Below are 13,775 nucleotides of genomic sequence, written 5' to 3' on the forward strand. Positions count from 1 at the left end.
GAAAAGTCGACTCGTTGTTAGTTTCCTACTTTTACTTTCTTTCCCGTTCACCCTCTCTCCTCTTTTACTCGGATAAACAATTGGAAAAATGTTCATACTATCTTTTCGTAATCACTCGTCCGCAACAAACCCTAGCAACATCAATAATTATTAAAATTTTCTGCATATTTCTTTTTATTTCAAGGATTATTTATTATAATTATAATGTAAGAATTGATGTTGTCTCTATTTGCAATTTCGTACGTTGAAAGGCATGAATGTTTGCTGTTTACTCTTCTCAAAACAGAAAGGGGAAAAATGTATGAGCAATGAGAACGTTGGAAAGTGCCCATTTACGGGTGAAGGTGGTTCTGAAAAACCAATCAGAGGAACGAAAAACAAGGACTGGTGGCCCAACCAGCTTGATCTGAACGTGCTCCACCAGCATGACACGAAGACAAACCCACTTGGGGAAGATTTTAATTATGCAGAGGAATTTCAAAAGCTGGATTATGCTGGCCTGAAGCAGGACCTGCACAATCTGATGACAGACAGCCAGGATTGGTGGCCTGCAGACTACGGTCATTACGGCCCGTTCTTCATCCGTATGTCTTGGCACGCGGCAGGTACATACCGTCAAGCTGATGGCCGCGGAGGCGGCGGAAGCGGCTCCCAGCGTTTTGCTCCTCTTAACAGCTGGCCTGATAACGGGAACCTGGACAAGGCCCGTCGTCTTCTTTGGCCGATAAAAAAGAAATATGGCAATAAGCTATCCTGGGCAGACCTGCTCGTCTTTGCCGGAAACGTGGCGATTGAATCCATGGGCGGAAAGACAATCGGATTTGGCGGAGGCCGCGAGGATATCTGGCACCCTGAAGAGGACGTCAACTGGGGGCCGGAGAAGGAATGGCTTGGCGATAACCGCTATTCCGGCGAGCGTGATCTTGAGAATCCTCTTGCTGCCGTGCAGATGGGCTTGATCTACGTAAATCCTGAAGGTCCGAATGGCGAACCAGATCCAAAGAAAAGTGCCTTTGATATCCGGGACACCTTCAAACGGATGGGAATGAACGATGAGGAAACCGTGGCACTCACTGCCGGGGGCATACATTCGGAAAAGCACATGGAGCTGGTGACCCTTCACATGTGACAGAAGAGCCGGAAGGTGCAGGCCTTGAGCATCAGGGCTTCGGCTGGAAGAGCACACACGAAACCGGCCACGGTGCTTTCACGATAACAAGTGGAATTGAAGGTGCATGGACGCCGACGCCGACTCAATGGGATATGAGCTATTTTGAAATGCTGTTCGGATATGAGTGGGAGCTGACGAAGAGCCCAGCTGGCGCTTATCAGTGGGCACCAATTGATCCGGATGAAGAGCACCTGGCTCCAGACGCCCATGATTCGTCCAAAAAAGTAAAAACGATGATGACCACTGCGGACATGGCGATGCGCATGGACCCAGAGTATGAAAAAATTTCCCGCCGCTTCTATGAGAATCCGGACGAGTTTGCCGATGCTTTTGCTCGTGCATGGTTCAAGCTTCTCCACCGTGATATGGGACCGCGCGACAGATACCTTGGTCCGGAAGTGCCGGAAGAAGAATTCATTTGGCAGGATCCGGTTCCAAAGGTTGATTACACATTAACCGATGCTGAAATTGAAGACCTCAAAGCGAAACTTCTAAACTGCGAACTCTCTGTTAGCGAGCTTGTGAAAACGGCTTGGGCTTCTGCCAGCACATACCGTCATTCAGACAAGCGCGGCGGCGCAAATGGGGCCCGGGTACGTCTTTCCCCACAAAAGGACTGGGAAGCGAACGAGCCAGAACAGCTTGCTAAGGCCATTAGGGTTTTAGAAGATTTGCAACAAAGCCTAGACAAGAACATCAGCCTTGCCGACTTAATCGTCCTTGGCGGAAGTGCAGCAGTTGAGAAAGCGGCAAAGGATTCCGGCTTTGATATTAAAGTACCGTTTACGCCAGGTCGCGGTGATGCCACTCAGGATCAAACGGATGAAGAAAACTTTGAAGTGCTTGAGCCTGTATCAGACGCATTCCGCAACTACCATAAGAAAGACTATTACTTAAAACCGGAAGAATTCATGGTGGACAAAGCTCAACTCATGGACCTTTCTGCAAAAGATATGACCGTTCTCATTGGAGGATTGCGTGTGCTTGGGGCCAACCACGGCGACACCAAGCACGGCGTCTTCACCGAACGGGTAGGTACGCTCACAAATGATTTCTTTGTGACCTTACTTGATATGGGCGTCGAATGGAAACCTGTTGAAGGTGAAGGCTACTACGAAGCACGTGACCGCCGTACAGGCGAACTTGTCCGTACCGCTTCAAGAGTAGACCTCGTATTCGGTTCTCACTCCGTCCTCCGCGCACTCGTCGAAGTGTATGCGCAAGACGATAGCCAGGAGAAGTTTGTGAAAGACTTTGTGGCTGCATGGGTGAAAGTGATGGATGCAGATCGTTATGATGTAAAAGTGAAAAAATAATGCAAAAAAATCCGGATGGGGTTAAGGACCTTCATCCGGATTTTCTGTTTTTAATAACAAAAAACGCCTCTACTAAAAGTAGAAGCGTTTGTGCTTAATTATTTCTATTCCCCACTGTCTTTATGTTCCGCATAATACTCATCGATTGCACGCAGCCAATTAGTGCGGGCTATTTTGGCAGCAGTTTCTTTATCCCGATTCTCAAATGCTTTTAAGATGCTCTCATGTTCTTCTATAGAGGTATCCGTAAGAATAATGGACTGATAAAAATAAAGACGTAGAACATGTGCCTGAAAATTGGACACTGAACTAGCGAGATACGGGTTCTGTGCATTTTCTACAATAATATTATGGAACTGTTCATCCTGCTTTAAAGCGGAATAAAAGTCCCCTTTTTTAATGGCACGGGCAAATGCAGTATTTATCTCACGCAATGTATCAATGGTAACTTGAGTAATTAATGGTGTTGCAAGTTCCGCGGCCAGGGCCTGCAAAGCCCCTAATGGAGGCAGGATTTTCGTTATGTCTTCTTTTTTTACAGAGGTGACCTGAGTGCCTACCCCTGGAAACATTTCCACAAAACCTTGAACATTAAGTAATTGCAATGCTTCCCTTATAGGAGTTCTGCTCACACCCAAAGCTTGTGCAAGTTCCGCATCATTCAGCTTTTCTTTCGGTTGAAGCGTTCCATCAATAATCCACTCTTGAATTTGAGCAAAGGCGCGCTTTTTTGCAGACACGCGAGTGGGGGAAGAATAGTTGGAAGGTATGGGCATTCTGAACAACCACCTTTAAGAATTTCACAAAAAGATTAATGAATGTAAGTTAGATATGTTAAAAGTGTATAGTATTCTGCTTTTAAATACAATATATTACATGCATTAAGACCCGGTAATATATTGCATAAATATTTTGCATGTGATATCTTGTGGTATGCAATATATTACCTTGTTAAAATAGTTTTCTATATATTTACTCAGGAACAACCAGATCACTAGACTACCAGGAGGACATATGATGAATAACAGAATGCCATTTTCATTTGTACTAGCCATAGGTTTTATGCTTTTCGCTTTATTCTTTGGTGCGGGAAATCTAATTTTCCCTGCCATGCTCGGTCAATCTGCAGGAACGAATATTTGGTCTGCCAACGCGGGCTTTATCGTTACTGGAGTTGGATTACCTTTACTCGGTGTATTAGCTTTAGGGTATTCGGGGAAAAGTGATCTCCAGTCTTTAGCAAGTAGGGTACATCCCGTTTTCGGACTTATCTTTACCGTTATATTATACCTAGCAATCGGCCCTCTATTTGCGATCCCGAGAACAGGAACTGCTTCCTTTGAAATGGGAATCAGGCCGTTCTTATCGGAAGAAAGGAGTAGCATCGGTTTAATAATCTATACCATTCTATTTTTTGGAATAACGGCATTCTTTTCTTTGAGGTCTTCCAAAATAGTCGATATCGTAGGGAAAGTCTTAACGCCACTATTACTGATTTTCTTAGGTATTTTAATAGCAACGGCATTTATCTTCCCTATCGGAAGCTTCCAAGCCCCTGCAGAAAGTTATGTAAATAGCTCCTTTTTCACGGGATTCCAAGAGGGATATCTTACAATGGATGCCCTTGCTGCCTTTGTATTCGGGATCGTTGTCATCAACGCCGTTAAAGCAAAAGGTGTGACAACTAAAAAGGAAATCATGATTGCTGTAACAAAAGCAGGCAGTATTGCGGCAGGACTTCTTGCCATCATTTACACTTCTCTATCCTATATTGGAGCTACAAGTGTAGAAGCACTTGGGCAATTAGAAAATGGAGGAGCAGTGCTATCAGGTGCATCCACTCACTTTTTTGGAGCTTACGGTGGACTTCTCCTAAGCCTGATCGTGATTGGCGCTTGTCTAACCACAAGTATCGGTCTTATCATTTCATGTTCTTCTTATTTCAATAAGCTATTGCCAAGCATTTCATACAAGACCTTTGTGATCCTGTTATCCACGATCAGTGCCATATTTGCAAACGTCGGCTTAACACAATTGATCGCCGTATCCGTACCGGTGTTAGTCGCTATTTATCCATTTGTCGTCTGTTTAATGGCCTTAACATTTCTACATTCATTCTTTAACGGAAGAAAAGAAGTGTATCAGGGAAGTATGATTTTCACTTCCATTGTTGCAATCTCTGATGCGTTAAAGGCAGCAGGTATGAATATTGCGCCTATCGAAAACCTATTTACTGCGATTCTTCCCTTGTATGAAGTAGGTTTAGGGTGGATTTTCCCGGCGATTATAGGTGGTGTGTTAGGGTATGTTTGGGGGAGTTTTATAAAAGAAAAGCCGGAGACTAGACAGCTTGAGGGAAAAGCGAGTTAATTATTTCATATAGAAAAGACTCAACCAAAAAAATTTGTGTTGAAGGACAAAAAAGTTGGGAACTATGAAACCTTGAAACCCGCATTCCTACGTTTGATTTTGTCACACATAAAAATAAAAGTCGGGAACCTTATTTTTTTCTCCTGTACAAAAAAGTCGGGAACTAAGATAGGTCGTTTTCGTCTATATATCAGCTCCAAAGAAAAGACCACATTATAGTAACGGGTTCCGTTTCTTATCGCAAAAACTCTTTTTGCGTTATTAAATGTAAGTTAATATGTCGTTAAAATCGCACTGCTTTTGCAGTGCTTTTTGTATATAAAAAATAAACCAGCTCGAAAACGAACTGAGTTATATATATTAAATTTTGTTAGTTGCTTATTCCATTAAAGCTCCTAGTTAGTTGAACAAGAAAAGATTATTTTTGAGAAAGATTTTTTAACCACCGTTCATTCCACTGATAGTATAAGTCACTATTTTCTCTATGTAAAAATAAATCTCTAGGATAAGGTAAAGCAAGTTCTGGCATATTACTTGGACTAAAATATTGAAGTTCAGCCGTTTCGTTATCAATTGGGTTAAGTTCCCCACTTTGAATAACGCAATCAAACATAAAAACGTTATACTCCACTTGATGACCATTGGGATATTGGTAGCGAAAGTCTTTCCCACCAAAAACTCCTAATAACTTTTTGGGCACAACATATAATCCTGTCTCTTCCCATACTTCTCTAACAACTGCTTCGGCAGGTGCTTCTCCAAGTTCAATTGCACCAGCAGGGAGACTCCACTTTTCACCATTTCCTTTGTTTTGTAATAAAATTTCTCCCAAATCATTTCGAACAATCCCAGCTACACTTGGCATAAAGATTAGTTCGTTACCGACTTTTTCTCGGAGTTTTTTATAATAATCCGACATCCCCATTTTCTAACCCCCTTGCGTTATTTATTTCTTTATAAATTCTCTCCTATATAAAAAAGCATCTGCTTTTATTCAACTAACCTGTCCAATACTTATGTAAGGAGCGAGCCGTTTTACAACAATCGCTCCAGTCATTAGAGACAATAACTTATAAGAAAAGGGCATTTTTCCTTATTGAAGAAACGCCCTAGATTATTGAAGATATTTATTACCTTGTAAACACCATATTAAATGTAAAATAACAATGCTGCTATACCTAGTGAAACTAATCCCAATAAACCTGAAAATAACCCTATCTTTGTTCTAAAGCTTCTATGAACAGTGGTTTCAGAATGATAATTTGCTCTTTGCTGTTGTCCGCTCGTCCATACTCCTAAAAAAACTCCTGAAATAACGATACCTATAATGCCGATTATAAGAAAAGCCTGTAACATTTATTTCACTCTCCCCTTTTTGATATACGTATAATAAAGTTAAATAGTTTCAACTATCAGATAATTAAAGTGGTGCCGTAATTTTTCCATACAACCTTATGCAACAATCCTGCCCTATAATGGAATAACATCTATACCATTATATTAACATAAAATCCCATAAAACCTTTGAAAAATCTTCTATTATGTATAAAAAACGCACAGATAACCAATCACTGTGCGTTTGTTAGTGTGAATTTAGTGAAAATTATATAGCGAATCGGGTAGTGCTGTTATTTTACATTTTGTACTCCAAAACCGAACCCGTTATCATTTTAGGAGCCCCTTCTTATGTTTTATTACTATCGAAATCGTTGTTCATATTTGATTAAGGTAACTTTCATGTCATCTTTTCTTTCTTTAAACCTATCAGATGTAAACATGTTTGGAATATCAATTCTCATTTGAACTTCATCTAAAGACTCTTTACCTGGTTCTTTATCATCGACTCTAACAAACAAATTTATTTCATACCAAATGTCAGAATTCTTTTTAGTATGGTCAGCAATTAAAGCAACCTTTGTGACTTTAGCAATCTGCCAATGCCTTTCTTCGCCGTACTTATCGGTAATAACCTTATTCAGTTCAGGTTCCATCATCATTAATAGTATGTCCTGAGTTGTTGCATAGATTTCCTTTTTCACTTTACCCGATTCTGTGACCTCAGCATTTGCAAAATTGCTTGAGGCAAAGACCAACAAAGTCGTGAGAACTAAAACAGAAATTTTTCTCATGTTGAACACCTCTCTTTTGTCATAATTTATTTTTCCCTTTGTATAAAAGATTATGTATTACTTCATAAGCTAAACTTGCAAGGTTCATGATAAAAACAAAGGACTCCTAATTAGAAGTCCTATTTTTTATTCCTTAACCGTTTCATATTCGGTTGTTCTTAATGTAATGAGCCTTTTGACTTCGTTTGAAACGGTCGGTCGAAGTCCTGCCTTCTTGTAAATTTTCCATTCAAGGATTGGCTCATTCTCTTTTTTGAGCTTTTCAATCGTAAATTCAACCCGCCTTTTCTGGAATGATACCGTATCCTCGGATACCTTATTGATATATTCCATGGTCTGTGGCAGTTTATCCGCTTTTTTCTGCAATAGCGGTAATTCATTTAACTTCTTTCCGATAGAGGAAGTCGTAATCTTTGTCGGTTTATCAGCATCCTTATCCCAAGTTTGAACAACTTTTTTCACCTGTTTTAACAATTCATTATCCCGCTTCTCCCAATCAACACGCTTGTTTGGAGTTTGAATCCTTTTCTTAACGGGAGAAAATTCATTGAGCCAATCACGATCATTACGATACAAAAAGGCATATACATCAGGAACCATTTTTCGCAATTCCGTTTTTGATTTATCAAGGTATTCTTCCTGAAGGTTGAGCCATTTGTTTTTTCTTTCATTTAATTGTGTCTCGAAACCCTCCAATGGCTCATTAACCTCTTTCTTTTGAACCTTCGGCAGTTTCCACGGTACTTTCAGTTCTAGCTCGGCAGCATATTTTTTGATTGTCGCTCGATCCGCCTGCATTTCTTTCGCTATTTCAGTAAGAGAATATCCTTCATTCACCAATTCGGTCAATTTCGCCTTCCAAACGTGACCATATTCTTTTATTGTGCCGACACGATATTGATCATCTTTGTTTTTGTCAGGTCCTCTTCTGGAAAAAACAAATCCACAATCGCAGTGGAATGTCCCGACAGGTTTTCTCGTATCATAACAAATGGTTACGGTTAATTCTTTTATGACTGGTTTTCGATGGTTTGGACAAGCAGCGTTTAAACATAACCATGGACCTTTCCCAAATGGCTGATACTCTTTTTTACCAAATAAATGGTCCAAATCCGTTTCCAAGAACATCATCACCAACAAATGCCGAAGCGGATGAAAAGACTTACGGTGTTTTTGGAAGATCATCGTTAACCAATCTGTTTCTTCGAACATAACTGACGACTGCAAAAGTTCCAAGCTACGGTCGGAGAATTTCGCACCAAAACTTTGGTACACCCTGTCCCGCTTGACCATTCCGTTCACACTTGCATACCCTTTTTGTTTCAGCAGTTCCAGGTATTTTGACCGTATGGTATTATCATTTGCTTGAAGGCGGGTGTTATTTAAAAGAGAATCCGTTTCCTTTGAAATATCGAATAGCAACTGAATTTCCTCTTTATTTAGTCCATCAAGTCTTATCTTTGTTCTTTCAACATCAGGTGTGGCAACAATAAATTCATGCTGGTTCTGAGCTTTCACTGAAACCGTTGTTTCCTCCAATACCTTTCCATGCCTCGGACATACAAAAACACCATGGGCTTGGTGAACACGTCTCCAATACGTTTCACCGTAAGTTTCCATGTCTTCAATAATACAGTCACTGCATGCCCAAAGGTTTGTTTTTACCTTGACATTACTTGCGGCAACACCAATACGAGTGTGAATGGTACTCCCATCGCCATCGAGCATTGATTTCTTTACCTGCTTAGCCTGTTTCGGAAGCAAAAAAGCAGCATAATAGGGAAACATCGTATGATTATTAATCAATTGATCTGCATCCCAATATGAACCTAGCTCGCTTAGTAAAGCATTTAAGTTAGCAGGCAAATCCCAAACGGAACGAACTGTCCGTTTACCGAACAGTTCTCCTATCGTCATTTTGGGACTCGTATTTCCAGACCATACATGATAACGTGCTAAAACACTATATAACAATTCATCAGGATACGGCGTGGGAAACCAGTGCAGCATTTTCATCTTCCTTCCAGATTTCGTCTAATGGTGGTTTAATAATGCCTTTATCAAGAAAATACTCATAGACGGATTTCTTCTTTTGTCTTGCTTCTTGCATTAATCGTCCCAAATAATTTTCATTTGTATTGATTTTCTTTTTCTTGACTTTGGTTTCAGCCTTCTTGTCATCCTTATCAATCAGGAGTTTGACAGCTTCCTTCAGCACAGTTGATTTTTCAATATCATCGCCTAATTTCTTGAACACTGTTTTAACTGTACTTTCCACTTGTTTTGGTTCAAAATCCATGGCTAACAATTGCAGTGTCACTTCTTCTAGAAGAGATTGCTCTTTTTTCTGTCGCTTTTGTTGTTGTAACTTCTTTTGAATACGAATCTTATCCTGAAAATCAATGGAGGCTTTGTATTTCTCGATTTCCTCATCCATATCAATCGGTCGAATATCTTCGTATTTGGCAATTTCGCTTGGGATGCCTGACCGTAACGCATCCAGCATCGGTTTAACCAGTCGCAAACTGTCTTTAGCCACTTGTTTCATGATTTGTTTTGTTATTCTTTCATCCCCTGTTGCAATCGCTCGTACTTGAGAAAGCATAAAGAGCTTAACCGCAATATCGAGAATTCCTTGACTTTCTTCATATAGAAGATCGTTGAATTCGCTTGTCAATTCGGTATAATGAGCTGTCCATTGATATTCCCACATGCCCTCGACAAATAAATCCCAAGACTCATCTTTTGGCATCTGCGACCAAACCATATCGCCTTGCCCGCTTCCCCGTCTTGCCTGGCGGAATTCACTTTGCAAAATGGAAATGGCTTTATTTGTTCCAACCATTAAAACTGGTATTCCGATGGTGTTAACGAGTGTTACGAAGAAGTTCAACATCTTTTCAGATCCGCCGCTTTTGCTAAGACTAAAATGCTGAATTTCATCAATGATAAGAAGACCAATTCCGTGACGACTTGCTAGGTGATTCATCCGTTGCATCATTAAATCCAGTGTATTTTTTTGTGCTCCGAATTTATTTAAATAATTAGAACCTAGCAAACGATCGAGTTCAGAAAAAAAGCTCATACATAATCCTTTTAGGGAACCATCAAAGGGACAATCGAGTTTTAGCCAGCTAATTTGTGTAAATTGAAATGGTTTTCCTTTGTATTCCTGATGTTTAATCAGTTGCGGATAAAAGGATAGTACCCTTTCAATGGCAGTCGATTTCCCAATCCCTGAAAGACCAATAATCGTAAAACCAGCCGCTGTTCTTTTGGCTTCTGTTTGGTAGGTTTTTAAAAACTTCCCTTCTTTTATCGCCTTATAGCTCTCGTGAACCCTCATGACTTCTTCTCTTTTCATCGGATTTCGGTGCAAATATCCTTGTCGAATGGCTCTTGAAATTCGTTGTTCCAAATCCAGATGCTTTTCAAATGGCTGAAAGTATTGAAACAATCGTTGCACGCAATGAAACCGATAGTTAGCATTTAAGGATCGTTCCTTTTCGTCATAAGAAGGTATAACCGATAAATGCTCCATCACATCATCCTCCGTAAAGATAGGAGGAAGAGCTTCAATTAAAGGATTGGATTCATAATCTTGAACAATTTGATCGCTATAAATGGCAGCGACCATTTCTTCACCATGCAGTATCTGTCTTTCACTTGCTGCTAACCCTTGCACGATTCAACTTCTCCTTCTGTTTTTGACGTAATAACTGTAACTTTGAACTCACCTGTGTAGAAGTTGTTTCTTCAACAACAACTTTCTCTTCAATCGGTTGAGTGAACGATTGTACATCAGCCAGTAAAAAGGCTTCTTCTTTTCGTCTTGCTTCTTTTTCCACCGAGCGATTTTCACGAATCCCTTTCACCTTTTGATTGTTGCTCATTTCCACTTTTTCTTTATCCAAAGACTTCTTCGCCTTTTGAGCGATGTGTTCAATGTCGCTTGTTAAATCCACGTTTTGTTGCAGTTCTTCATGTTCAAAAGATTGTTTTTTAAACAATTCGTAAGCAAAGTAATACTCGACTTCTTCCATAGTTTTGCCACTGTATTTCTTTTGATGGTCAAGCAAAGTTGCCACTTCATAACTTCTGCCGTCTTCACTTGGCAGATAAATGTGGGACATATCCCGCGGATCGTAGCAAATCGGGATTAGCCAGCTCTTTTCTCTTGCCTCTCCAAACCAATTTCCCTTCAATGCTGTTTCACTGCTAAAACGCATCTTTTTGAATTCGATTCCTTTATACGTTACTCTTGCGTTGGCGGTTGGAAGGAGATGAAGTTTTACAATATCCTCAGAATAAGAACGAAGTTTACCTGAGCGATTTTTTATCCCCCAATTCCACAATTCACGCGGGATGAGGGAAACTTCATCCTCAATCATCATTTCATCCTGATTATAATTTTTTAACCAGTGGTGATTATTGTGATGAAGTACACATTTAATGATGATACTTGTAAACTCCTCCAAGGTTAACGTGGCATCCAATCGATAATCCCTGTCACCTCTTACCCTTACATCTGTATCGATAGTTCCAGGTAAAAATGGCTTCACTTTTGTGTTGATAATTCGAAAGTGCTGCTCCACAATTCCTTTCCAATCGGCTCGATATGGTGGTGTATTTTCCACTTTCATATGAAAGGCATTAATCAGCCGCTCAACATTGTAACCTTCCAGTTCACCTCGGTCGGCTAAAAGGGTCTGAGGAAGGTAATGACAATCCCATTCTTCTTTTGTTATATCGATCCCGTATTGCTTACAATAGGAAACTTTATCACTAGCAGTATTGGCTAATGCCATCATCGCTCCAAACCAAGATGGACCTTCCAGTCCTACATAAAGACCTACAACCATTCGGCTGAATACATCAATCACCACATAAATTACAGGGCGACCGATAATCCAATTTCGATTGAAGCTGCTAACAAGATAAACATCGGCAACCGTGGCATCGATTTGATACTTGGTTCCAGGACCATATAAATCACCTACGGATGTTCCCAATACTGCCCGATTTTCTAACTCGTATTTTCGGTTACCTTTTCTTTTGCGGAGTTTTTCTTCTGCTTTATAGGTTTTTTCATACCAAAATTTAAATTGCCTTAAAGTCGGGAGTTTATCTTTTTCATGGAGAATAGGTTTTTTCACACCATTTTCATACCGATAATCTGCCACAAAGTGCGTTTGGAGCATCAAGTTATAGGTGGTAGCGAGCGGATTCTTTTTGGTAGTATGATAAAATCTCTTTACACTGACCTCGAAAATCCGTTTTATTTCATTGGTAATGATAATTCCTTCCCCGAAGGATTCTTCGAACTTCCGTTTTCTCCCGTTCTTCTTGCCTGTAAAAGTCTTTTCTTTTCCTTTGCCGCCAGAATCTTTATAATCGGGAAGCAAAGTGTTTTTGACTTTCCCTCTTTGCCAATATTGGGTCAGATATTTATAGAGCAAACGCTTGGTTTTGCCCGTCTTCACCATTGCGTCTCTAATGAGGGAACCTCTTTTGTCAGCTTCGTAGATGTATGGTTCTAGTAAAACCATATCTTTGATGCATTCCCATCGTTCATCCCGCAATTCTTTACTTTTTTCAGAAAGCTGATCCTCGTCCTTATAGATGAAACCGTAAGGATCGCAATCAATTAAAGATAACAACTGCTCATCGTGCAATTGCTGTAAGTCAGAAATCTTCCGTTTGATAGGAAGTGTGGTTTCCTTTTCCATATCAATGGTGTAACAGATGATGTTTCCATCATCTATCCAAATAATTCTTTCTAGTCGTTTGTTACCACCGACTTCTTCGATGCTAAAAATGTCATTAATTACAAACATTCAATTCCTTCTTTCTTAAATAGAGTCGAGTTTGATTACATCTTCCACCCAAAGGTGAGTGAAAATTTTCTTTGTTAAATCAACAGGGACTTCTTTTCTAGCAATTAAGTGCTTTAGAATTTCAAGCCCCATTCCATTTTCCAGTTGAAAGGTTTGATCAAATTCTGTCACCATTTCGATAATGGATGTTTTATTTTTTTTGATAAACGATTTCATTTGCTTGGCATAGGTGTTAAGTGTGGATGCAGGCAGATCCTCAATTTCAAAATATGAAAGATGCAGCCATTCCACATTTTCTACCATATCCTTCAGGATTTCTTTTTCTGTGATAATCCCCCAGTCAATTCCGCGATCTTCCCAATAGGCACGCTCGATTTCGAATTTCTCAATCGTTCGCTGGTTTTCTAAATCGCTTGATGGTTTTACGGTGCGAGCGACGTGTCTTGTACCTTTGGAATCTTTTAGGGTTATAAAGAAATCGGTCGTCATCACAATTTGAATTTGAGATTTTGGATCGGTTGGGTGTTTAATCCCTTTTTCAGTAGCGATGTACCAGGTGTCATCGCGGGACAACGGATACTGCTCTCTTATATCGACCACAGAATCGTTCCATTCCAACACATAATAAAAATCCCGTTCCAATTTAGATAGGAATTGATGAATACGATTTGTTTTCCACCCTTTTCCTCTAGTAGCTAGTCCATTTGATGGGAAATCCTGAATGTTTATCCAGGGTTTATATTCCTCTCCATTCCCGCTCCCTCGACCTTCTTTTTGCATTTCAGAGATTTTCTTTTCCGTTAATTCCGTTTTCCTTTTTGACATGGTTGTCACCTCTTTGCTTAAAGTTTCTATGCCCCTATCATAAATAGGAAGCGTCCACATTACATGCTGTAAAATTTTCTAGTGCTGATTTTTACCAAAAAAATATTTTTGAGAAAAAATAATTAAA

9 protein-coding genes and 1 pseudogene are annotated in these 13,775 nt (G+C 40.0%); 2 read left to right on the plus strand and 8 right to left on the minus strand.

Annotation, left to right across the window (positions count from 1 at the left end):
* Nucleotides 1-301 precede the first annotated feature (301 nt).
* Nucleotides 302-2,487, plus strand: a pseudogene (gene katG / locus ABN702_RS19230) (catalase/peroxidase HPI).
* Between the two features lie 104 nt (nucleotides 2,488-2,591).
* Here katG and ABN702_RS19235 read toward each other — a convergent pair.
* Nucleotides 2,592-3,263 (minus strand): GntR family transcriptional regulator, encoded by a 672-nt coding sequence (locus ABN702_RS19235; RefSeq protein WP_417898317.1) that lies wholly within the window; start codon nucleotides 3,261-3,263, stop codon nucleotides 2,592-2,594.
* A 241-nt stretch (nucleotides 3,264-3,504) separates the two neighbouring features.
* Between ABN702_RS19235 and brnQ the strand changes: the two genes are divergently transcribed.
* On the plus strand, nucleotides 3,505-4,857 hold the full coding sequence (gene brnQ / locus ABN702_RS19240) for a branched-chain amino acid transport system II carrier protein (protein WP_417900975.1): 1,353 nt from the start codon (nucleotides 3,505-3,507) through the stop codon (nucleotides 4,855-4,857).
* Nucleotides 4,858-5,275: 418 nt separating this feature from the next.
* Here brnQ and ABN702_RS19245 read toward each other — a convergent pair whose 3' ends face one another.
* The 7 genes from ABN702_RS19245 to ABN702_RS19275 form a co-directional block, all read right to left on the minus strand.
* A complete protein-coding gene (locus ABN702_RS19245) occupies nucleotides 5,276-5,782 on the minus strand; it encodes an NUDIX hydrolase (protein WP_417898318.1) in 507 nt (168 codons plus the stop codon).
* Between the two features lie 224 nt (nucleotides 5,783-6,006).
* Nucleotides 6,007-6,213 (minus strand): DUF5316 family protein, encoded by a 207-nt coding sequence (locus ABN702_RS19250; RefSeq protein WP_417898319.1) that lies wholly within the window; start codon nucleotides 6,211-6,213, stop codon nucleotides 6,007-6,009.
* A 341-nt stretch (nucleotides 6,214-6,554) separates the two neighbouring features.
* Nucleotides 6,555-6,986, minus strand: a complete 432-nt coding sequence (locus tag ABN702_RS19255) for a DUF3888 domain-containing protein (RefSeq protein ID WP_417898320.1) — start codon at nucleotides 6,984-6,986, stop codon at nucleotides 6,555-6,557.
* A gap of 126 nt (nucleotides 6,987-7,112) precedes the next feature.
* Entirely contained in the window at nucleotides 7,113-8,996 is a 1,884-nt protein-coding gene (locus ABN702_RS19260) for a TnsD family transposase (RefSeq protein WP_417898321.1), read from the minus strand.
* A complete protein-coding gene (locus tag ABN702_RS19265; protein WP_417898322.1) occupies nucleotides 8,965-10,671 on the minus strand; it encodes an ATP-binding protein in 1,707 nt (568 codons plus the stop codon). Before ABN702_RS19265 ends, ABN702_RS19260 begins: the two co-directional genes overlap by 32 nt.
* Nucleotides 10,649-12,823: a Mu transposase C-terminal domain-containing protein gene (locus tag ABN702_RS19270; RefSeq protein ID WP_417898323.1), complete on the minus strand. Its 2,175-nt coding sequence runs from the start codon at nucleotides 12,821-12,823 to the stop codon at nucleotides 10,649-10,651. Before ABN702_RS19270 ends, ABN702_RS19265 begins: the two co-directional genes overlap by 23 nt.
* A 15-nt stretch (nucleotides 12,824-12,838) precedes the next feature.
* Complete coding sequence (locus ABN702_RS19275; RefSeq protein WP_417898324.1) at nucleotides 12,839-13,648, minus strand: TnsA endonuclease N-terminal domain-containing protein; 810 nt, start codon at nucleotides 13,646-13,648, stop codon at nucleotides 12,839-12,841.
* Between the last annotated feature and the right edge of the window lie 127 nt (nucleotides 13,649-13,775).

The sequence above is a fragment of the Bacillus haimaensis genome (genome assembly GCF_048270625.1).
GTDB lineage: Bacteria > Bacillota > Bacilli > Bacillales > Bacillaceae_I > Sutcliffiella_A > Sutcliffiella_A haimaensis.

Coding starts and splice junctions, on each gene's coding strand:
- ABN702_RS19245 (WP_417898318.1), bottom strand. CDS start 5,782: ATGGGGATGTCGGATTATTATAAAAAACTCCGAGAAAAAGTCGGTAAC.
- ABN702_RS19260 (WP_417898321.1), bottom strand. CDS start 8,996: ATGCTGCACTGGTTTCCCACGCCGTATCCTGATGAATTGTTATATAGT.
- ABN702_RS19235 (WP_417898317.1), bottom strand. CDS start 3,263: ATGCCCATACCTTCCAACTATTCTTCCCCCACTCGCGTGTCTGCAAAA.
- ABN702_RS19250 (WP_417898319.1), bottom strand. CDS start 6,213: ATGTTACAGGCTTTTCTTATAATCGGCATTATAGGTATCGTTATTTCA.
- ABN702_RS19270 (WP_417898323.1), bottom strand. CDS start 12,823: ATGTTTGTAATTAATGACATTTTTAGCATCGAAGAAGTCGGTGGTAAC.
- ABN702_RS19255 (WP_417898320.1), bottom strand. CDS start 6,986: ATGAGAAAAATTTCTGTTTTAGTTCTCACGACTTTGTTGGTCTTTGCC.
- brnQ (WP_417900975.1), top strand. CDS start 3,505: ATGAATAACAGAATGCCATTTTCATTTGTACTAGCCATAGGTTTTATG.
- ABN702_RS19275 (WP_417898324.1), bottom strand. CDS start 13,648: ATGTCAAAAAGGAAAACGGAATTAACGGAAAAGAAAATCTCTGAAATG.